This window comes from Neisseria sp. P0024.S006, from assembly GCF_051956595.1.
In the GTDB taxonomy this organism is placed as follows: Bacteria; Pseudomonadota; Gammaproteobacteria; order Burkholderiales; family Neisseriaceae; genus Neisseria.
Genome location: NZ_JBQCXH010000003.1, coordinates 65259 through 84609, shown reverse-complemented (window position 1 = coordinate 84609; position 19351 = coordinate 65259). Strand labels below are relative to the sequence as shown.

Sequence of the window (19351 nt, the reverse complement as noted above, 5' to 3'; positions counted from 1 at the left end):
GGCTTATTTTACTTGAAACTGCAATGCGTTGGCATATTTTTGTACGCTAGATCAAATCATGTAAAAAAATAACGTTAAAACATGTATTGCCAATGTTAGCATCAAGCCGGTGTGATATAATGCCGTGCATCTTGCACAAACTGAAAGACCGAGCATCATGCGTATTGTAGAAAAAGCCTATACTTTCGACGACGTTTTGTTGGTTCCAGCGCACTCAAACGTGCTGCCTCGAGATGTCAAACTTCAAACCAAACTCACCCGCGATATCACGCTTAACCTCCCCCTACTTTCTGCTGCAATGGATACCGTTACCGAAGCGCGTCTGGCCATCTCTATGGCTCAAGAAGGCGGCATCGGCATTATCCATAAAAACATGACGCCGGAGTTGCAAGCGCGTGCCGTTTCCAAAGTGAAGCGCCATGAGAGCGGCGTGGTGAAAGATCCCGTTACCGTTGCGCCGACCGCATTGATCCGCGACGTATTGGAAATGCGCGCACAACGCAAACGCAAAATGTCCGGTCTGCCTGTTGTTGAAAACGGCAAAGTGGTCGGTATCGTGACCAACCGCGACCTGCGTTTTGAAAACCGTGTCGATCTGCCGGTTTCTGCCATCATGACCCCCCGCGACCGTTTGGTTACCGTTCCTGAAGGTACCAGCATCGATGAAGCACGCGAAATCATGCATGCGCACAAAGTAGAGCGCGTTTTGGTATTGAACGACCAAGACGAACTCAAAGGTCTGATTACCGTTAAAGATATTCTGAAAACAACCGAATTCCCTAATGCCAGCAAAGATGCCGAAGGCCGTCTGCGTGTCGGTGCCGCTGTGGGTACCGGCGGCGATACCGAAGAGCGCGTCAAAGCATTGGTAGAAGCAGGCGTGGACGTGATTGTGGTCGATACTGCCCACGGCCATAGCCAAGGTGTTATCGATCGCGTGCGCTGGGTCAAAGAAACTTACCCGCACATCCAAGTCATCGGCGGCAATATCGCGACTGCCCAAGCAGCTTTGGATTTGGTGGCCGCCGGTGCGGATGCCGTTAAAGTCGGTATCGGCCCGGGCTCGATTTGTACGACCCGTATCGTGGCCGGCGTGGGCGTGCCTCAACTGACTGCGATTCACAATGTTTCCGAAGCCTTGAAAGGTACAGGCGTTCCCCTGATTGCCGACGGCGGTATCCGCTTCTCCGGCGATATTGCCAAAGCTCTGGCAGCAGGTGCATACAGCGTCATGCTCGGCGGTATGTTTGCCGGTACGGAAGAAGCACCAGGCGAAATCGAACTCTACCAAGGCCGCTCTTACAAGTCTTACCGCGGCATGGGTTCGTTGGGTGCGATGAGCCAAGGTTCTGCCGACCGCTACTTCCAAGACAAAACCGACAGCACAGACAAATATGTTCCTGAAGGCATTGAAGGTCGCGTGCCTTACAAAGGCCCGATTGTGAACATCATCCACCAATTGACCGGCGGTCTGCGCTCCAGCATGGGTTATCTGGGTTGCGCCAATATTGCTGAAATGCACGAGAAAGCAGAATTTGTGGAAATCACTTCTGCCGGTATGAGCGAATCCCACGTTCACGACGTACAAATCACCAAAGAAGCGCCTAACTACCATCGTTAAACCACTATAAAAAGGTCGTCTGAAAATATTTCAGACGGCCTTTCTGTTTTTATAAGGTTTTAAAAATGAATCAAATATTGCTTGCCGCCGTTCGGTCTGTTGTCTCAGGTTGGGTATTTGTAGAATTTACCAGATAAATTGGGAAGACAAACGCTTCATGCGCTCAAACCAGAGTGCATCTGTTGAAATGAAATGTATCAAATAGTACGTTCTGCTCAGGGCGATTAAACCGAGTTTCAGACGGCCTTTTAAAAATCGTATTACAATAAGCCAAAATTAAAAACACATCCCATTATGTCCAAAAAAATCCTGATTATTACCCCAAGCTGGATTGGCGACTGCGTCATGACCCAACCGCTTTATCGCCGTTTGCATGAGCTGTATCCCGGCTGCATCATTGATGCTTTTGCCCCCAAATGGTCGATGGCTGTATTTGAGCGTATGCCTGAAATCAACCGTGTGATGGAAAATCCGTTTGGACATGGTGCGTTGGAATTGAAAAAACGCTGGCGTATCGGGTGTGAATTGGGAAAAGAAGGTTATGATCAAGTGATTGTTTTGCCCGGTTCGCTCAAATCCGCCATTATTGCCTTGGCTACGGGCATTAAACAGCGTACTGGCTACGTCGGCGAGTCGCGCTATTTTTTGCTGAACGATATCCGCAAGTTGGATAAGGCCGCGTTGCCCTTGATGGTTGATCGCTATACTGCGCTGGCGCATCCGACACAAGCGGATTTTAATGGGCATTCTGATAATCCGTGTTTCGCGATTGATCCAGAAAGCCGTCAAACCGCTTTGGCAAAACATGGTTTGACGACGGATAAACCGATTTTGGCATTTTGTCCCGGTGCGGAATATGGCCCGGCCAAGCGTTGGCCTGCGCGTCATTTTGCCGAACTTGGCCGCCGCTATTTGGCTGAAGGTTGGCAGGTTTGGCTGTTTGGTTCGCAAAAAGATTTTGATATTGCAGATGAAATCAACCGGCTTTCAGACGGCCTGTGTACCAATCTTTGCGGCAAAACCAATCTTTCGGAGGCGATTGATTTGTTGTCTTGTGCCGATACGGTCGTGTGCAACGACAGCGGTCTGATGCACCTTGCGGCCGCGCTTGATCGGAAATTGGTTGCGGTTTATGGCTCATCCAGCCCTGACCATACGCCGCCTCTAAGCCAAAAGGCAAAAATCGTCAGCTTGAATTTGGATTGCTCGCCTTGTTTCAAACGTGAATGTCCGTTGGGGCATACGGATTGTTTGAACAAACTGACGCCGGATATAGTGCAAAAAGCGGCGGAAGAGCTGGCTCGTTCGGCGTAATCCAATAAAGATTAGATGGAAAGCAGCAAAGGGCAGATTTGAGTCTGCCTTTTTGATTTTTTGTTTTTTCTATTTTTTAACGAAAGGCCGTCTGAAAATCATATTTCAGACGGCCTTTGGTTTGAAATCAATACATCTGATTATTTTTGATGCAGATTGTAAACGTATTCGACTTCTTCGCGGCTGCCCATGAATACGGCAACACGTTGGTGCAGGCCGGTAGGTTGGATGTCGAGCATGGCTTCGATGGCATTATTTGATGCGCCGCCGGCTTGTTTCATAATCAGGCTCATCGGGTTGGCTTCGTACATCAGGCGCAGTTTGCCCGGTTTGGATGGGTCGCGTTTGTCTTGCGGATACATGAATACGCCGCCGCGCATCAGGATGCGGTGGATTTCGGCAACCATGCTGGCTACCCAGCGCATATTGTAGTTTTTGCCGCGTACGCCGGTTTCACCTGCCAGCAGTTCGTCAATGTATTGTTGAACAGGGGCGAACCAATGTCTTTGGTTGGACATATTGATGGCGAATTCTTTAGTGGACTCGGGAACGCGCGGATTTTCTTTGGTCAGCAGGAATTGGTTGGCATCGTCCAGAGTGAAGACAAATACGCCGTGACCGACAGTCAGCACCAGTTGGGTTTGCGGACCGTATAAAACATAACCTGCAGCCACTTGGTCGCGGCCTTTCTGCAGGAAGGATTCGGTAGTCAATGCGCCTTCTGGTTTCGCCAAGACGGAGAAGATGGTGCCGACGGAGATGTTGACGTCGATATTGGAAGAGCCGTCCAGCGGATCAAACAATACTAAATAGCCGCCGTTTTCGTGTGTGGCGACATAGGTGTCTTCTTCTTCGCTGGCAAGGCCTGCGATGTTGGCATTGGCTTTTAAAACATCAATCATGATGTTGTTGGCGATGACATCGAGTTTCTTTTGGTCTTCGCCTTGGATGTTGCCGGTACCGGCCATGCCTAAAACGCCGGAAAGCGCGCCGAGGCGGACTTTGGCGTTGATGTCCAAACAGGCGGCGGCTACGGATTCCAGTACGCCGGCCAGCTCTTGCGGCAGTTTGTGTTCGGGCAGGTGTTGGGCTAAGAATTGGTTCAATGTCTTCATGGTTTCACTCTTTTCCTAAGTTTGAATCGGGTATTTTTCAATTTCAGGCCGTCTGAAAACGGCGTGTTCATTTGGTTTTGCTCTCGGCCATGCCTAAAACTTCTTTAGTGCAGGCGATGCTGGCGTCCTTGATGCGTTTTTTCAGCTCGTCACTCATGGTGTTGCTGCCGCCCAAAAGTGAGGTCGCTTCTTCGGGGCTGATTTTATCAACTGTTTTTTCACCGATACAGCGGCAGATTTTTTCAGTGGTCGCGGAATCAAACGGGCTTTTCCCTGCGGCTTTTTCTACGCAGGCTTCGGTTGCCGAGCGGACAAATTCGGTGCGGAAACTTTGGGTAAATTCTTCTTTAAATTCGTTTTTTGCAGATTCGCTGCACGCGCAAAGCAGGAGCGTGCAGGCTAGGGGTGTGCGTATATTCATGAGTGGACGGCCGTTAATTGTTATGTTGTGAATTGTAGTGGAAAAAGGCTTAAGTATAAAGGGTTAAGGCCGTCTGAACAGGTATGGCGGCAAAATCGAAGCGCTTGGATATACGTTCAGACGGCAGCGTTTATTTCGTTTTGCTTTCCAATACATAATGCGCGCCGGCATCTTGAGCCAAAATTTTGGAAAGTTCGGGCAGATTGTTTTGCAACTGTTCGGCAAGCATATAGGGCGGGTTGATGACGAACATACCGCTGCCGTGCATGCCGAAGCCGTCGCTGCGCGGCGTATGGACATGAAGCTCGGCGTGCAGATAATTGTCGGGAGCGATTTTTTTGAGTTCGTCCGGCAGTTTGCGGCTTTCTTCGCGGCTTAAACAGGGATACCAAACCATGTAGCAGCCGGTTTCAAAGCGTTTCAAGGCATCTTTCAAGACTTGGATGACGCGGCGGTAGTCTTGTTTTTCTTCGTAGGGCGGATCAATCAAGACGGCGGCGCGGCGGGGCGGAGGAGGCAAGAGCGAAATCAGGCCTTGATAACCGTCCGCTTGGCTGACTTGCACTTTGCGCGTCGGTCGGACTTCACGCATATTGTTTTGCAAATGGACAAAATCGGCAGGGTGCAGCTCAAAGAGGCGCATTTTGTCGCTGTCGCGCGTGAGCGCCTGTGCCAGCCAAGGCGAGCCGCAGTAAAGGTTGTCTTGCGGCAGGATTTGTTTCAGACGGCCTATAAATTCGGCCAATTCGGCAGGCAGCTTGTCAGCTTGTTCCAAGAGCGCAATGCCTTGTTTGTATTCGCCGACTTTTTGTGCTTCATCGCCGCTCAAATCATACAAACCGGCACCACTGTGCGTATCGATATACCAATAAGGCTTGTCTTTGCGGTTGAAATATTCGAGGACGAGGAAGAGGGTAAAGTGCTTGAGCATATCGGCATGGTTGCCGGCATGGAAGGCGTGGCGGTAGCTGAGCATGATCGGGCGGCGGAAATAAAAATCCGATTATACCCCAAACCATCGCCACCACCGCTTTCAGACGGCCTTTGTGCCTGGAAAATGCTACAATATCCGCCTTATCGTACCATCGGAAAGAAGACATCATGTTTACAGGCATCGTACAAGGCATGGGCAAAATTACAGACATCGTCCAACCTTCGCCCAACTTTCGTACCCACATTGTCGAGCTGCCCCTCGAAATCGCCGACAATCTGCAAACCGGCGCCTCTGTCGCCAACAACGGCTGCTGCCTGACCATTACCCGAATTGACGGCAACAAAGTCAGCTTTGATTTGATGGACGAGACTTTACGTAAAACCAATCTCGGCAGCTTGAAAGTCGGCGACAGTGTCAACTTGGAACGCGCGGCGCGGTTTGGCGATGAAATCGGCGGCCATGTGATGAGCGGCCATGTGATAGCGGTTACCCGAATTTCCCGTATCGAATCCAGCGAGTTCAACCGCACCGTTTGGTTTGAGCTGCCGGAAAACCTCAAGCCCTACATCCTGACCAAAGGCTTTGTCGGTTTGGACGGTTGCAGCCTGACCATAGGCGAAGTCGGCGACAGCGAATTTTGCGTACACCTGATTCCGGAGACTTTGGAGCGCACCCTGTTTGGCAGCCGCAAAGAAGGCGACCTCATCAATATTGAAATCGATCCGCAAACCCAAGCCGTTGTCGATACCGTGATGCGTGTGTTGGCGCAAAAGGCCGTCTGAAAGAAGAAAGTAAAAATGAAATTATCCGAATTTTTAAAAAAAGCCTATTCCGTTTTAAACCGTTTGGATTTAATTCTGCCTGACGAGCCGGGAAAAACCGACTGGCAGGCACTTGCCTACCGTTGGCACAGCGTGGGCAAAAAAGGCATTTTAGAAAGCCTGCCGCGTCCGCACACGTTTCCTTTGAGCCGATTGGCGGCAGTCGGTTCGCAAACCGACAGGCTGAAACGCAATACCGAGCAATTTTTGGCAGGCCGTCCGGCCAATAATGTTTTGATGACCGGCGCGCGCGGTACGGGTAAATCTTCCTTGGTTAAAGCGTTGTTGCACGAATACGCCGAGCGCGGCCTGCGACTGATTGAAGTGGATAAAAGCGATTTGGTCAGCTTGCCGGCTTTGTTGACGCTGTTATCCGGCCGTACTGAGAAATTTATCGTCTTCTGCGATGATTTGTCGTTTGAAACCGGCGATGAAACCTATAAAGCCTTGAAAACCGCTTTAGACGGCGGACTGTCGCAACGTTGCTCTAATGTTTTGGTTTATGCCACGTCCAACCGCCGCCACCTGATTCCAGAATACATGGATGAAAACGGCGGTACTACGGGCACTCGCGGCGAAATCCATCAGAAGGAAGCCGTCGAGGAGAAAATTTCCCTTTCCGACCGCTTCGGCTTATGGCTGAGTTTTTATCCTTTCGACCAAAACGATTATTTGACCGCCGTAGCCAACTGGTTGGATGATTTCAATGTGCCTTTTGACGATACCGCACGCCAAGCCGCGTTGCAATGGGCGCAAATGCGCGGCAGCCGTTCAGGCCGCTCGGCATGGCAGTTTGCCTGCGACTGGGCAGGACGGTTGCCGGAAGAAAGAGTGCTAGATTAAGGCTGAAAAAGTAAAGGCCGTCTGAATATGGTTTCAGACGGCCTTTTGTATTTTTATTTATCCATCAGTGCAAGCATGAAGACAACCATTGTTGGCGTTGGCGCGGATTGAGCAGATGATAGAGGCGGTATTGGATTTCCATTTCATCCACCGCATAGTCCATGCTGGAGAGGTAGCGGTTTTCAACATAATCGCGGGCGGCGTTTGAATCGAATGAGTCGCCGGAGAGGATTTTGATGATGGTTTGACGGCGGTTGCGGTCGGAGCGTACGGTTTTGCGGTAGGCTTTATCGTTGATTTGTTTGAAGTCGGTACGCAGGCGGCGCAGGGCGGCGTGTTGGTCGGCGGATAGATTAAGCTGTCGGATGTCGCAATTTGGATGGAAGTCGTCCAAAGTGGCCAGAAACGGGCCGGCATGGGCAGGCAGGCTGGAACAGAGTAGGGCGAGTGCTAAGAAAATAAAAGTCGGATAGCGGGAAAGTGCGACAGACACGGTGTTTTCCTAATATTTCATCAGGTTTGGAAATATAACCGATTAGCGTGTGAAAGGCAGTATCAAAGCAGTTAACTTTTGTTAATGATGTTAGATTTTTTCTGCATATGTATGTATTCAAATAATTTATTTTCAAAGCCTTACAATTTGATTTTAAGTTTCATTAATGTATGTGAAATGTAAATTCATAAAAATGACGGTAGAGACGTTGTCGGCAGCATACAACATAGGGGCAAAAATGCGATAATGACAAAGGAACACACTTTAGGAGAACAAACATGACCGACTACCGTATCGCCCCCAGTATTTTGTCTGCCGATTTTGCCCGTTTGGGCGAAGAGGTTGCCGAAGTTATCCGCGCGGGTGCGGATTTGATTCATTTTGACGTGATGGACAATCATTATGTGCCGAATCTGACTTTCGGCCCTATGGTTTGTGCGGCTTTGAAACCGTATGCAACCGTGCCGGTCGATGTGCATTTGATGGTTGAGCCGGTGGACGATTTGATTCATGCGTTTGCCAAATCCGGTGCCAATATCATTACCTTTCATCCCGAAGCCAGCCGCCATGTCGACCGCAGCTTGGGTTTGATTAAAGAATACGGCTGTCAGGCAGGCTTGGTATTGAATCCTGCTACGCCGGTTAATATTCTGGAAAACGTTTTGGACAAACTGGATATGGTGTTGCTGATGTCGGTCAACCCGGGCTTTGGCGGACAAAGCTTTATCCCGAATACGCTGGTGAAAGTCCGCAAAGTGCGCGAGATGTTGGACGAGTATGAACGGCAAAGCGGCCGCCATATTGCATTGGAAGTCGATGGCGGCGTGAAGACAGACAATATTGCAGAAATTGCGGCGGCAGGTGCGGATACGTTTGTGGCCGGTTCGGCGATTTTTGGCAAACCGGATTATAAAGCCGTTATCGATGAAATGCGTCAACAGTTGGCGCAAGTCGGATAACGAAGCCGGGATATTCTTGGTTTCCAAATTTTAAATAATCAATGTTTAATATTAAAGGCCGTCTGAAATAATTTTCAGACGGCCTTTTGTTTTAGCCTAAACCCTTACAGCGGCCATTTCAATGCAGGATTGCTTTCAATGACTGCTTTGAATTGGTTTTGAATGCGCTCAATCGCTTCTTGCGTATCCGCTTCAAAACGCAACACCAAAATCGGCGTGGTATTGGAAGCACGCATCAGGCCGAAGCCGTCAGGGAATTCAACGCGCAAGCCGTCGATGGTGATGATTTCGGTCGCACCTTCAAACTTGGCATTGGCAGCCAGCTCTTCAATCACTTTGTGGCCGTTGCTGCCTTCGGGCAGGTCGATGTTGAGTTCGGGCGTGGAAATGCTTTGCGGCAGCTTGTTCAACACTTCGGACGGATTGTCGAAGGCAGACAGGATTTCCAAGAGGCGTGCGCCGGCATACATACCGTCGTCGAAGCCGAACCAGCGTTCTTTAAAGAAAATGTGTCCGCTCATTTCGCCGGCCACCAGTGCGCCGGTTTTTTTCATGGTGGACTTGATGAAGCTGTGGCCGGTTTTTTCCATCACAGGATCACCGCCGTGTTCTTTAATCCAAGGTGCGAGCAGGCGGGTGGATTTGACGTCGAAAATCACTTTGGCTTTAGGATTGCGGCTCAACACGTCTTGCGCGAAAAGCATCAGTTGGCGGTCCGGATAGATGATGTTGCCGTCTTTGGTAACCACGCCCAAGCGGTCGGCATCGCCGTCAAATGCCAAGCCGATTTCGGCATCGCCATTTTTGAGCTCGACGATGAGGTCTTGCAGGTTTTTCGGTTTGGAAGGGTCGGGGTGGTGGTTAGGGAAGTTGCCGTCCACTTCGCAGAAAAGTTCGGTTACTTCGTTGCCCAAGCCTTTGTAGAGTTTGCCCGCGAATGCGCCGCCGACACCGTTGCCCGCGTCGATGGCGATTTTCATCGGGCGTTTGAGCTTGATGTGGCCGACGATATTGTTGTGGTATTCGCCGGAGATGTCTTTTTCGGTTACGCTGCCTTGTTTGTCAGCGGCAACAAAACCGTCTTTTTCAATAATGGCTAAAAGTTCTTGAATGGCTTCGCCTGCGAGCGTGTCGCCGCCGAGCATCATTTTGAAACCGTTGTAATCGGGCGGATTGTGGCTGCCGGTAATCATCACGCCGCTACCGCCGCATTCGTTGATGGCCGCGAAGTAGAGCATAGGGGTGGCAACCATGCCGACATTGAGGACGTCGATGCCGCTGTCTGTGAAACCGCGTTGAATCTGCGCCATCAGGCCGGGGCCGCTCAAGCGTCCGTCGCGGCCGAGTGCGATACGGGTAATGCTTTTTTCTGCGGCTTTGGTGGCAATGGCTTTGCCGATTAAGTAGGCTGCTTCGTCAGTCAGGGTTTTGCCGACGATGCCTCGGATGTCGTAGGCTTTGAAAATGTCGCGGGCGATATTTGCCATGTGGATTTCCTTTAAATTTAAGGGGAAATAATGAGGCTTATTCTAACACGGCTAAAAGGCCGTCTGAAAAAATCAGACGGCCTTTTGTTGTTACATCAAAGAACAGTGTTGTTTGGACGAATCAATTGTTGAAAGTGTTGCACTGGTTGATGTCGCCGCTTTCCAAGCCGCGCTTGAGCCAAGTCATGCGTTCTTCGGACGAGCCGTGGGTAAAGCTGTCGGGAACGACATAGCCCTGAGCTTGTTTCTGCAAGCGGTCGTCGCCGACGGATTCGGCGGCAAGCATCGCTTTTTTAATATCTTCGGCTTTGAAGATATTGTTGTTGACGGCGTAGTGTCCCCAAATACCGGCGAAACAGTCGGCCTGCAATTCGAGTTTGACGGAAAGGGCGTTGGCCTCTTTCTTGCCGACTTGCTGTTGCATTTTGTGGACTTTAGGCAGAATGCCGAGCAGGTTTTGAACGTGATGGCCGACTTCATGGGCAATAACGTAGGCAAACGCGGCATCGCTGGCGGATTCGAGCTTGGTGCGCATGTCTTCGTAGAAGCTCAAATCCAAATAAACTTTTTGGTCGCCCGGGCAGTAAAACGGACCCATGGCAGATTGGCCTGTACCGCAGGCGGTGGATGTACCGCCTTCATACAACACCATGGTTGTCGGTGTGTAGCGTTGGCCGTGTTGTTGGAAATATTTGCTCCATGCTTTTTCCGTCTCGGCAAGGACGACACGGGACATTTCGTTCAATTCGGCTTCTTGTTGGCTGTCGAGTCGGGTAGCTTGCTGGGTAGGAATGCCCATTGAAGATGAGCCGCCGACCAAACCGCTCAAATCCACGCCGTAATATGCGCCGACCAAAACCACAATAATGCCGAGTATGCCCGGCGTTTTGCCGCCACCGCCGCCACGGCTTCCGCGGCGATCTTCGACGTTTTGGCTTTGTTCACGGCCTTTCCAATCCATAATGCGTATCCTGTGTAGTTTTCATGCGGCGGATTATACTATGGAATGTCAAATGTGTTTGATCGAATTGTGAATATTGCTGGAGGCCGTCTGAAAATGCGACATCGGGAAAGTGAAAACGGCAGTATCTTTCAGACGGCCTTGGTGTTTGTTAGAATGAACAAACCTACTATTGGGAGATATAAGATGAAAGTCAGCAGTAAAGCTATTGTCAACGGCGAATTTGAAGACAAATACGGCAAGCGCGGCAGCCAGTTCAGTCCGAGCGGTATGCCTTCTTATTCGATTCCTTTTGAAATCGAAGATGCGCCTGAAGGAACAAAATCGTTTGCCGTGGTATTGGAAGACAAAGATGCCATTTCAGCATCGGGTTTTGTATGGACGCATTGGTTGATTTCGGATTTGAAACGCACTTCCGTGGCAGAAAATGAGAGTATTTCTGCAACAGATTTTACGCAGGGCGCGAATACTTGGGCGAGCGCGTTGGGTAAGTTTGAAATCGAAGAGGCTTCGTTTTACGGCGGTATGGCGCCACCGAACAACCGCCATCGTTACGAGCTGATTGTGTATGCGCTGGATACCGTTTTGGATTTGCCGCGCGGTTTCCGCTTTAATGAGCTGCATTTTGCCATGCAGGGCCATATGTTGGATTCGGCATGCGTGGTCGGTACTTATGATGTGTGAAGGTATCGTCATTAATGATTGAAAAACAGCCTGTCCGTTTTGAATTCGGACAGGCTGTTTTTATGGGAAATCAAATCAATTAAACCACTTCGGCTTTGGTGATGATCACAGGCTCGGTCGGTACATCGTCGTGGTAGCCGTGGCGTTTGGTAGAAACGCCTTCGATGGCATCGACAACGTCAAAACCGTCAACGACTTTACCGAATACGGCATAGCCCCAGTCTTGGACGACGGTTTTGCCGTACAATTCTTTAGAGCGGAAGTTCAGGAAAGCGTTGTCGGCAGTGTTGATGAAAAATTGCGTGCTGGCAGAGTGCGGATCGGAAGTACGCGCCATGGCGATGGTGTATTTTTCGTTAGGCAAACCGTTGGACGCTTCGTTTTGAATCGGATCGCGGGTTTCTTTTTCGTTCATGTTTTCATCCATGCCGCCGCCTTGAATCATGAAGCCTTTGATGACGCGGTGGAAGATTACGCCGTCGTAGAAGCCGTCTTTAACGTATTGCTCGAAGTTTTTAGCAGTAACGGGGGCTTTGTCGAAATCGAGTTCGATTTTGATGTCGCCTTTGTTGGTGTGCAGGATAATCATGGGTTTCCTTTCGTTAGAATCCGGTTTTGAATCATTTGTTAAATTGTGTCTGAACGACAAACTTCAAGGCCGTCTGAAAAATATTCTTTCAGACGGCCTGGACTATGTTTACGGGTTTACGGCATCAGGACGAAATAAGCCCACAGCGCAACCAATACGATACAGAGGACGTTCAGCAATAAGCCGACGTTCATCATTTCGCGTTGCTTAATCAAGCCCGTACCGAACACAATCGCGTTAGGCGGCGTAGCAACCGGCAGCATGAACGCGCAAGACGCGCCGATGCCGATGACGAATACTAAGACTTGTTCGGGCAGCCCCATTTGTGTGGCGATGCTGGCGAAAATAGGCACGAGCAGCGCGGCGGAGGCGGTGTTACTGGTGAACTCGGTCAGGAAGATGATGAAGGCGGCAACCACGAAAATTACCAGCAATGCAGGAGAATGGGAGAAGGTGGAGGCAACCTGTTGACCCAATGCTTCAGACGCGCCGGAAGATTGCAGCAACGCGCTCAAGCTGATACCGCCGCCGAAGAGCATCAATACACCCCAGTCGGTATTGCGCGCGACTTCTTTCCATTGCGCCACGCCGAATACGACGACGGCAACGGCGGCAATCAGGGCGATGACGGTGTCTGGGTTGGAAATACCGAATGCAGCTTTGATTTTGGAGCTGAATACCCAAGCAACGGCGGCAGCCAAGAAAATCAACAGCGCGATCACGCGGTGTAGCGTCCAAGGAATAGACTCCTCTTTAACTTCCACACGTTCGTTCAAATTAGGTTTGAGGATGACATACATGGAGAACAGCATCAGCGGCAGAATCAACAGCATCATCGGCAGGCCGAGCTTCATCCAGCCGACGAAGTCCAAGTTCAGCGCTTTGGCGGCAATCATGTTTGGCGGTGAACCGACCACGGTACCCAAACCGCCGATACTGGCGCAGTAGGCGATGCCGAGCAGGACGAAAACGTAGGTTTTGCGCTCTTTTTCTTGGTCGAGGTGGCTCATCATACCCATGGCTAAAGGTAGCATCATGGCGGCGGTCGCAGTATTGCTGATCCACATGGACAGGAAGGCGGTAACGGCAAACAGCATCAACACAGCCACTTTCATATTGCCGCGCGACAGGCGCAACAGGCTGACGGCGATTTTACGGTCGAGGCGCTGCATGTGCAGGGCGGTGGCAAGCGCGAAGCCGCCGAAGAAGATGTAAATCGTCGGATCGGCAAAGCCCGCCATCGCTTTTTTGATGTCCATGTCGGGGAAGCCGAGTACGACGGCGAGAATCGGTACCATTAATGCGGTTACCGTGATGTGGACGGCTTCGGTAAACCAAAGCGCGGCTACGAAAATCAATAGCGCGATGCCTTTGTTGGCGTCGGGGCTGTAAGGCAGGATGCTGTAAATGCCGAAACAGACGACGGCGGAGATGATGGTGGTCAGCAGGCCTTTAAAGTCGGTAATCGGCTTTTGTGCACTGAGCAGCTCGACGTTTTCCGGATGCTGGGTTTTGTCCTTTGCGTGCAGATCCATAGAATGTTCCTCTGAAGTTTGCTGGTTTTTCTTTTACGCTTGTGCCGGCCGTTTTCAGACGGCCTGACAGCGACAGTATATTTGTAATTTAATGTAGTGTAAATAAATTGTAAATTATTTTTTAAAATAAAATAAAAAACGGACAAGCAGCAGGAAGGCTGTTTGTCCGTTCGATTAGGAAAGTGATTGGATTTTAAACGTTTTGTGGCGGGTTGCCTTGTGCTTTAACCAGCAGGCTGCACACGGCCAAAGCGGCCGCAGCCAAGAGCGCGCCTGCAATGCCGATATTGGAAAGGCCGAACCAAGTGGTCACGTAATGCCCCAAAAGCGCACCGCCGCCGATACCGACATTGTACAAACCTGAATAAATCGAGTTGGCCACATCTGTCGCATCGGAAGCAAACGTTAATACTTTGGAGACCATGCCCAAGCTGACGATGACGATGGCCACGCCCCAAATAAACACCAGCGCATATACCGCATACGGGAAAGAGGCAAGCGGCAGAAGCAGCAGGGCGGAGAGCAGGATGACCGTCACTGCGCCGAGCATAAACAAACGTTGCGCTTTGGCAAACCATTTGCCGAACAGATAAGATGCGGCAAATCCTGCCAAACCGTACAGGCTCAAGACTATTGTTACTTGTTCGGCTTTAAAGTGGCCGATTTGCAAAACGAAAGGCTCGATATAGCTGTATGCCGTGAAATGGGCTGTAATAATCAACACCGTCATGGCATAGAGCAGCATCAGGTTGCGGCGTTTGAACAAACTCGGCAGGCTGCTTAAAGAGCCGGTATTTTGGCTGGGTAAAGCAGGCAGGTTTTTAGCCAACACCAGCATTACGCCGGCGGCGCAGACACCAATCAGCAGGAAACTGAGCTGCCAGCTGAAATATTGCCCGACCACGCGTCCGAGCGGAATACCCAACACCATCGCCAAAACCGTACCCGTGCTGAGCAGGCCCAAAGCCTGATTGGTCTTACCGTCCGGAGCAAGCCGTACCGCCAAAGAAGCCGTAATCGACCAAAATACTGCGTGTGTCAGCGCAATCCCGATACGGCTGACTAAAAGGATGTTGAAGTTCCAAGAAAAGAACGACAGCGCGTGAAACAGCGCAAACAGTGCAAACAGCATCAGCAATAATTTGCGCCGTTCGATGTTTTTCGTCATCAGCATCAGCGGCAGCGATAGGAGCGCAACAATCCACGCATACACCGTAATCATCATGCCCACTTCCGTTGCCGGTTTGCCAAAGCTCTGACCGATGTCGCTCAAAAGCGCAATCGGAATGTATTCGGTGGTATTGAAAATAAACGCCCCCACCGCCAGCGCGCATACGCTAACCCATTGTTTGAATGTTGAAGTCATTATTATGTCCGTTTGATGAAGCAAAAGGCGTTATTGTACGCCTATCTGCATTTTTCAGACGGCCTTAATGAAGAATTTGCAAGCTGTTTGCGTAAGGAGTAAAGTGTTCGGCAACCATATTTGTGTGAATGAAAGGAAATACAAATGCAAACTGTTACCCTCAACATCGACGGCATGACCTGCGGTGGCTGCGTGAAAAGCGTAACCCGTCTTTTGGAAGGCGTAGAAGGCGTAGAAAAAGCAGAAGTCAGCTTGGAAAACAAAAATGCAGTGATTACTTTCGATGAAAGCAAAACAGATGCCGACGCGCTGATTGATGCCGTAGAAGACGGCGGCTACGATGTGGCTTTGTAACCGATAAGTGTATTTTGAAAAGGCCGTCTGAAACGCTTCAGACGGCCTCTGTCTCTTGATAACTTACTTTTTGCCATTATTTGGATTACACCGCCACACGGGTAAACAAAAGTTTTCGCGCATATCTGAAGCAAAGCGGCGGCAAGTGGCTGCCGTATTACGACGAGGCCTGTACCAAACCGTTAGCGGCCGACTAAGGCTACCTGAAACTTTTCAGGTAGCCTGTTTCTATTCTGCCAAAGCCGCCTAACGCTCCTCCAGCCCGGCCAAAATCGCACAATCCGGGAAGTCGTCTCCCGTGCAGGCATCGTGCCAACGTTGCAGCTCGGCCACCATGCCCTGCAAGCGTTCGATTTTGGCTTCCAGCTCGGCGATGTGCCGCGCAGTGAGCGTTTTCACTTCGCGGCTGGTACGCTGCGGGTTGTGTTGCAGGCTCAAAAGCTGCCCGATCTGCGGCAGCGAAAAGCCCACTTCCCGCGCATGGCGGATAAAGCGCAGCCGGACAAGGTCGGCCTGTCCGTAGCGGCGGTAGCCCGCTTCGCTGCGCGCGGCCGGGGCGATTAGGCCGTGCTTTTCGTAGTCGCGGATTTGTTTGGCGGAAAGGCCGCTCTCGGCCGCGGCCTGGCTGATGTTCATCATGATGCTTGACCTTTACTTCGGGTGAAGCTTTATAGTGGCGGCACTTAGCAGGAAAGCAAGAGCAGACCCATCATTTCAGGCTACCTGAAAGCTTTGGCTGCAACGGGCTTTAAAACCTCAGCCTCATTCCAACAGAAAGGAAACCCTATGCAAACCATCACATTAAACATCGAAGGCATGACCTGCGGCGGCTGCGTGAAAAGCGTTACCAGCATCCTCGAAGGCGTAAACGGCGTGGACAAGGCCGAAGTGAGCCTGGAAAACAAGAACGCCGTCGTGGAATTCGACCCCGCCCAAACCAACCCCGCCGCGCTGATAGAAGCGGTGGAAGACGGCGGCTTTGATGCGGCTTTGTAAATCGAATCGCAACAAATCGACTGCAACACCCCAAAGGCTACCTGAAAACCCTGCTCCGCTTTTTTCAGGTAGCCCAACCACATTCAGAAGGAAGAAACCATGCAACAAAAAGTCCGTTTCCAAATCGAAGGCATGACCTGTCAGGCCTGCGCTTCGCGCATTGAAAAAGTGTTGAACAAAAAAGATTTTGTCGAATCGGCAGGGGTAAACTTTGCCAGCGAGGAGGCGCAGGTTACGTTTGACGACAGCAAAACTTCCGCTGCCGACATCGCCAAAATCATTGAGAAAACCGGTTACGGCGCAAAGGAAAAAACGGAAGATACATTGCCGCAACCTGAAGCAGAACACCATATCGGCTGGAGGCTGTGGCTTTTGCTGGCCATTAATATTCCGTTTTTAATCGGCATGGCAGGCATGATGATCGGGCGGCACGATTGGATGATTCCGCCTGTATGGCAGTTTGTGCTGGCAAGCGTGGTGCAGCTTTGGCTGGCCATCCCGTTTTACAAAAGCGCGTGGGCGAGCATTAAGGGTGGGCTGGCGAACATGGACGTGCTGGTTACCATCGGCACGGTATCGATTTACCTGTATTCCGTTTATATGCTGTTTTTCAGCCCGCACGCGGCGCACGGCATGGCACACGTGTATTTTGAAGTAGGCGTGATGGTGATCGGTTTTGTGTCGCTGGGCAAATTTTTGGAACACCGCACCAAAAAATCCAGCCTGAACAGCTTGGGCTTGCTGCTCAAACTCACGCCGACCCAAGTCAACGTGCAACGCGATGGCGAATGGAAACAGCTTCCCATCGACCAAGTGCAAATCGGCGACCTTATCCGCGCCAACCACGGCGAACGTATTGCTGCCGACGGCATCATCGAAAGCGGCAGCGGCTGGGCGGATGAGAGCCATCTTACCGGCGAATCCAACCCCGAAGAGAAAAAGGCGAGCAGCAAAGTGTTGGCAGGCGCGCTGATGACCGAAGGCAGCGTGGTGTACCGCGCCACACAACTCGGCAGCCAAACCCTGCTTGGCGACATGATGAACGCGCTGTCCGAAGCGCAGGGCAGTAAAGCGCCGATTGCGCGCGTGGCAGACAAGGCGGCGGCGGTGTTTGTGCCTGCCGTCGTGGGCATCGCGCTTCTGACTTTTATCGCCACTTGGCTGGTAAAAGGCGATTGGACGGTTGCTCTGATGCACGCCGTTGCCGTTTTGGTAATTGCCTGCCCGTGCGCGCTCGGTCTGGCAACCCCTGCCGCGATTATGGTCGGCATGGGCAAAGCGGTGAAACACGGTATTTGGTTTAAAGACGCGGCGGCAATGGAAGAAGCCGCCCACGTCGATGCCGTCGTGCTGGACAAAACCGGCACGCTGACCGAAGGCAGGCCGCAGGTTGCCGCCGTTTATTGCGTTCCCGACAGCGGCTTTGACGAAGACGCTTTGTACCGCATCGCCGCCGCCGTCGAACAAAACGCCGCTCATCCGCTTGCCCGCGCCATCGTTTCCGCCGCCCAAGCGCGCGGTTTGGACATTCCCGCCGCACAAAACGCGCAAACCGTTGTCGGCGCAGGCATTACCGCCGAAGTGGAAGGCGTGGGTTTGGTGAAAGCAGGCAAAGCCGAATTTGCCGAATTGACCTTGCCGAAGTTTTCAGACGGCGTTTGGGACATTGCAAGCATTGTTGCAGTCTCAGTCGATAACAAACCTATCGGCGCATTCGCACTTGCAGACGCGTTGAAAGCCGATACCGCCGAAGCCGTAGGCCGTCTGAAAAAACACAATATCGATGTCTATATTATGAGCGGCGACAACCAAGGCACGGTCGAATATGTCGCCAAACAACTGGGCATCGCACACGCCTTTGGTAATATGAGTCCGCGCGATAAAGCCGCTGAAGTGCAGAAACTCAAAGCCGCCGGCAAAACCGTGGCGATGGTCGGCGACGGCATCAACGACGCACCCGCGCTCGCCGCCGCCAACGTCAGCTTCGCCATGAAAGGCGGTGCGGACGTTGCCGAACACACCGCATCCGCCACACTGATGCAGCATTCGGTCAACCAGCTCGCCGATGCCCTGCTGGTGTCGCAGGCAACTTTGAAAAACATCAAGCAAAACCTGTTTTTCGCCTTCTTCTACAATATTTTGGGCATTCCGCTCGCCGCGCTCGGCTTTTTAAACCCCGTTATCGCAGGCGCGGCAATGGCGGCAAGCTCGGTTTCCGTGTTGAGCAATGCCTTGCGCCTGAAACGGGTGAACATTGAGTGATAATATAAAGGCCGTCTGAAGATTGTTTTTTCAGACGGCCTGTCATCAAATATTTTTGGAGAAATAATCAGATGAAAACACTTCGTTTATTGTTTGGTTTAGCATTGGTTGCCACTGCATTTAGCGTGCAGGCTGAGGATTACAGCGAGAAGCAGCACGATAAGCTGATACGGGAATGCAATCGGAACAATCTGGAGAGTTGCGTCACTGCGGCCATTTGGATGCGCGATTATCTTGAAGCGCCTGCTCATGCGTATCCGTTTCTGAAAAAAGCCTGCGATGGCGGCAATATGCGCGGCTGCAATGTTTTGGGTAATCTGTATCTCAATCCGTCCAGCGGTTTGGGCATGGATTATGCCGCCGCAGTCAAGCTCTACGAGCGAGCCTGTAAAGGCGGTTATGAAAATACCTGTACCAATTTTGAAGAAACTAAAGCAGAGATGGCGCAAGGCAATACACCAGACCGCGACAGCCGTTTAAACCAACTGAGCGAATCTTGTGCTTTGGAAAACGAATCCGCTTGTCAGGCGTTAATGATGGAAATGCAACGTTGAGCGTCACGCTGAGGCCGTTTGAAGATTGTTTTTCAGACGGCC

20 protein-coding genes are annotated in these 19351 nt (G+C 51.2%); 10 read left to right on the top strand and 10 right to left on the bottom strand.

The genetic code is table 11. The features are described 5' to 3' along the window. Window positions 1-157: 157 nt before the first annotated feature. Window positions 158-1621: an IMP dehydrogenase gene (gene guaB, locus ACTHUF_RS06485; RefSeq protein ID WP_036490563.1), complete on the top strand. Its 1464-nt coding sequence runs from the start codon at window positions 158-160 to the stop codon at window positions 1619-1621. A 294-nt stretch (window positions 1622-1915) separates the two neighbouring features. Continuing rightward, window positions 1916-2935, top strand: coding sequence for a lipopolysaccharide heptosyltransferase II (waaF, locus tag ACTHUF_RS06480; RefSeq protein WP_440407367.1), 1020 nt, complete (start codon window positions 1916-1918; stop codon window positions 2933-2935). A gap of 140 nt (window positions 2936-3075) precedes the next feature. Here waaF and ACTHUF_RS06475 read toward each other — a convergent pair whose 3' ends face one another. From ACTHUF_RS06475 to ACTHUF_RS06465, 3 genes are all read right to left on the bottom strand, one after another. Further along, the gene (locus tag ACTHUF_RS06475; protein ID WP_440407366.1) at window positions 3076-4050 is read right to left on the bottom strand and encodes a class 1 fructose-bisphosphatase; all 975 of its coding nucleotides are present in this window, start codon (window positions 4048-4050) and stop codon (window positions 3076-3078) included. A gap of 67 nt (window positions 4051-4117) precedes the next feature. Then, complete coding sequence (locus ACTHUF_RS06470) at window positions 4118-4471, bottom strand: hypothetical protein (RefSeq protein ID WP_371460137.1); 354 nt, start codon at window positions 4469-4471, stop codon at window positions 4118-4120. Window positions 4472-4601: 130 nt separating this feature from the next. After that, the gene (locus tag ACTHUF_RS06465; RefSeq protein ID WP_315093740.1) at window positions 4602-5447 is read right to left on the bottom strand and encodes a 23S rRNA (adenine(2030)-N(6))-methyltransferase RlmJ; all 846 of its coding nucleotides are present in this window, start codon (window positions 5445-5447) and stop codon (window positions 4602-4604) included. A 125-nt stretch (window positions 5448-5572) separates the two neighbouring features. Here ACTHUF_RS06465 and ACTHUF_RS06460 point away from each other — a divergent pair, with 125 nt between their 5' ends. Beyond that, window positions 5573-6187 (top strand): riboflavin synthase subunit alpha, encoded by a 615-nt coding sequence (locus ACTHUF_RS06460; RefSeq protein WP_219088665.1) that lies wholly within the window; start codon window positions 5573-5575, stop codon window positions 6185-6187. Window positions 6188-6202: 15 nt separating this feature from the next. Beyond that, window positions 6203-7069 carry an ATP-binding protein gene (locus ACTHUF_RS06455; protein ID WP_315093737.1) on the top strand — a complete coding sequence of 289 codons (867 nt, stop codon included), beginning with the start codon at window positions 6203-6205 and terminating at the stop codon, window positions 7067-7069. 64 nt (window positions 7070-7133) lie between these two features. Here ACTHUF_RS06455 and ACTHUF_RS06450 read toward each other — a convergent pair whose 3' ends face one another. Beyond that, the gene (locus ACTHUF_RS06450; RefSeq protein WP_440407365.1) at window positions 7134-7562 is read right to left on the bottom strand and encodes a Spy/CpxP family protein refolding chaperone; all 429 of its coding nucleotides are present in this window, start codon (window positions 7560-7562) and stop codon (window positions 7134-7136) included. A gap of 278 nt (window positions 7563-7840) precedes the next feature. Between ACTHUF_RS06450 and rpe the strand changes: the two genes are divergently transcribed. Next, the gene (gene rpe / locus ACTHUF_RS06445) at window positions 7841-8521 is read left to right on the top strand and encodes a ribulose-phosphate 3-epimerase (RefSeq protein WP_049344691.1); all 681 of its coding nucleotides are present in this window, start codon (window positions 7841-7843) and stop codon (window positions 8519-8521) included. Window positions 8522-8625: 104 nt separating this feature from the next. On the opposite strand, the gene ACTHUF_RS06440 is transcribed toward rpe, so the two are convergent. Beyond that, entirely contained in the window at window positions 8626-10008 is a 1383-nt protein-coding gene (locus ACTHUF_RS06440) for a phosphomannomutase/phosphoglucomutase (RefSeq protein ID WP_049344690.1), read from the bottom strand. Between the two features lie 121 nt (window positions 10009-10129). Continuing rightward, complete coding sequence (ypfJ, locus tag ACTHUF_RS06435; RefSeq protein WP_049344688.1) at window positions 10130-10969, bottom strand: KPN_02809 family neutral zinc metallopeptidase; 840 nt, start codon at window positions 10967-10969, stop codon at window positions 10130-10132. A gap of 186 nt (window positions 10970-11155) precedes the next feature. On the opposite strand from ypfJ, the gene ACTHUF_RS06430 reads away from it, so the two are divergent. After that, complete coding sequence (locus ACTHUF_RS06430; protein WP_049344687.1) at window positions 11156-11653, top strand: YbhB/YbcL family Raf kinase inhibitor-like protein; 498 nt, start codon at window positions 11156-11158, stop codon at window positions 11651-11653. Between the two features lie 79 nt (window positions 11654-11732). Here ACTHUF_RS06430 and ACTHUF_RS06425 read toward each other — a convergent pair whose 3' ends face one another. The 3 genes from ACTHUF_RS06425 to ACTHUF_RS06415 form a co-directional block, all read right to left on the bottom strand. After that, a complete protein-coding gene (locus tag ACTHUF_RS06425) occupies window positions 11733-12242 on the bottom strand; it encodes a peptidylprolyl isomerase (protein ID WP_049344685.1) in 510 nt (169 codons plus the stop codon). 116 nt (window positions 12243-12358) lie between these two features. Continuing rightward, window positions 12359-13777: an SLC13 family permease gene (locus ACTHUF_RS06420; protein ID WP_049344683.1), complete on the bottom strand. Its 1419-nt coding sequence runs from the start codon at window positions 13775-13777 to the stop codon at window positions 12359-12361. Window positions 13778-13970: 193 nt separating this feature from the next. Then, window positions 13971-15143, bottom strand: a complete 1173-nt coding sequence (locus ACTHUF_RS06415) for a sugar transporter (RefSeq protein ID WP_049344681.1) — start codon at window positions 15141-15143, stop codon at window positions 13971-13973. A gap of 144 nt (window positions 15144-15287) precedes the next feature. Between ACTHUF_RS06415 and ACTHUF_RS06410 the strand changes: the two genes are divergently transcribed. Continuing rightward, a complete protein-coding gene (locus ACTHUF_RS06410; RefSeq protein WP_049344680.1) occupies window positions 15288-15497 on the top strand; it encodes a heavy-metal-associated domain-containing protein in 210 nt (69 codons plus the stop codon). A gap of 246 nt (window positions 15498-15743) precedes the next feature. Here ACTHUF_RS06410 and cueR read toward each other — a convergent pair whose 3' ends face one another. Then, complete coding sequence (gene cueR, locus ACTHUF_RS06405; protein WP_070646861.1) at window positions 15744-16136, bottom strand: Cu(I)-responsive transcriptional regulator; 393 nt, start codon at window positions 16134-16136, stop codon at window positions 15744-15746. Window positions 16137-16283: 147 nt separating this feature from the next. Here cueR and ACTHUF_RS06400 point away from each other — a divergent pair, with 147 nt between their 5' ends. The 3 genes from ACTHUF_RS06400 to ACTHUF_RS06390 all read left to right on the top strand — a co-directional run bounded on the left by ACTHUF_RS06400 (window position 16284) and on the right by ACTHUF_RS06390 (window position 19309). Further along, window positions 16284-16493: a heavy-metal-associated domain-containing protein gene (locus tag ACTHUF_RS06400; protein ID WP_003674677.1), complete on the top strand. Its 210-nt coding sequence runs from the start codon at window positions 16284-16286 to the stop codon at window positions 16491-16493. A 99-nt stretch (window positions 16494-16592) separates the two neighbouring features. After that, a complete protein-coding gene (locus ACTHUF_RS06395) occupies window positions 16593-18755 on the top strand; it encodes a heavy metal translocating P-type ATPase (RefSeq protein WP_440407364.1) in 2163 nt (720 codons plus the stop codon). Window positions 18756-18826: 71 nt separating this feature from the next. Beyond that, window positions 18827-19309, top strand: a complete 483-nt coding sequence (locus ACTHUF_RS06390; RefSeq protein ID WP_440407363.1) for a sel1 repeat family protein — start codon at window positions 18827-18829, stop codon at window positions 19307-19309. Window positions 19310-19351 lie beyond the last annotated feature (42 nt).

What these genes read in the sequence shown, in the direction of transcription:
- guaB (WP_036490563.1), top strand. Translation starts at nt 158, where the DNA reads ATGCGTATTGTAGAAAAAGCCTATACTTTCGACGACGTTTTGTTGGTT.
- waaF (WP_440407367.1), top strand. Translation starts at nt 1,916, where the DNA reads ATGTCCAAAAAAATCCTGATTATTACCCCAAGCTGGATTGGCGACTGC.
- ACTHUF_RS06475 (WP_440407366.1), bottom strand. Translation starts at nt 4,050, where the DNA reads ATGAAGACATTGAACCAATTCTTAGCCCAACACCTGCCCGAACACAAA.
- ACTHUF_RS06470 (WP_371460137.1), bottom strand. Translation starts at nt 4,471, where the DNA reads ATGAATATACGCACACCCCTAGCCTGCACGCTCCTGCTTTGCGCGTGC.
- ACTHUF_RS06465 (WP_315093740.1), bottom strand. Translation starts at nt 5,447, where the DNA reads ATGCTCAGCTACCGCCACGCCTTCCATGCCGGCAACCATGCCGATATG.
- ACTHUF_RS06460 (WP_219088665.1), top strand. Translation starts at nt 5,573, where the DNA reads ATGTTTACAGGCATCGTACAAGGCATGGGCAAAATTACAGACATCGTC.
- ACTHUF_RS06455 (WP_315093737.1), top strand. Translation starts at nt 6,203, where the DNA reads ATGAAATTATCCGAATTTTTAAAAAAAGCCTATTCCGTTTTAAACCGT.
- rpe (WP_049344691.1), top strand. Translation starts at nt 7,841, where the DNA reads ATGACCGACTACCGTATCGCCCCCAGTATTTTGTCTGCCGATTTTGCC.
- ACTHUF_RS06440 (WP_049344690.1), bottom strand. Translation starts at nt 10,008, where the DNA reads ATGGCAAATATCGCCCGCGACATTTTCAAAGCCTACGACATCCGAGGC.
- ypfJ (WP_049344688.1), bottom strand. Translation starts at nt 10,969, where the DNA reads ATGGATTGGAAAGGCCGTGAACAAAGCCAAAACGTCGAAGATCGCCGC.
- ACTHUF_RS06430 (WP_049344687.1), top strand. Translation starts at nt 11,156, where the DNA reads ATGAAAGTCAGCAGTAAAGCTATTGTCAACGGCGAATTTGAAGACAAA.
- ACTHUF_RS06425 (WP_049344685.1), bottom strand. Translation starts at nt 12,242, where the DNA reads ATGATTATCCTGCACACCAACAAAGGCGACATCAAAATCGAACTCGAT.
- ACTHUF_RS06420 (WP_049344683.1), bottom strand. Translation starts at nt 13,777, where the DNA reads ATGGATCTGCACGCAAAGGACAAAACCCAGCATCCGGAAAACGTCGAG.
- ACTHUF_RS06415 (WP_049344681.1), bottom strand. Translation starts at nt 15,143, where the DNA reads ATGACTTCAACATTCAAACAATGGGTTAGCGTATGCGCGCTGGCGGTG.
- ACTHUF_RS06410 (WP_049344680.1), top strand. Translation starts at nt 15,288, where the DNA reads ATGCAAACTGTTACCCTCAACATCGACGGCATGACCTGCGGTGGCTGC.
- cueR (WP_070646861.1), bottom strand. Translation starts at nt 16,136, where the DNA reads ATGATGAACATCAGCCAGGCCGCGGCCGAGAGCGGCCTTTCCGCCAAA.
- ACTHUF_RS06400 (WP_003674677.1), top strand. Translation starts at nt 16,284, where the DNA reads ATGCAAACCATCACATTAAACATCGAAGGCATGACCTGCGGCGGCTGC.
- ACTHUF_RS06395 (WP_440407364.1), top strand. Translation starts at nt 16,593, where the DNA reads ATGCAACAAAAAGTCCGTTTCCAAATCGAAGGCATGACCTGTCAGGCC.
- ACTHUF_RS06390 (WP_440407363.1), top strand. Translation starts at nt 18,827, where the DNA reads ATGAAAACACTTCGTTTATTGTTTGGTTTAGCATTGGTTGCCACTGCA.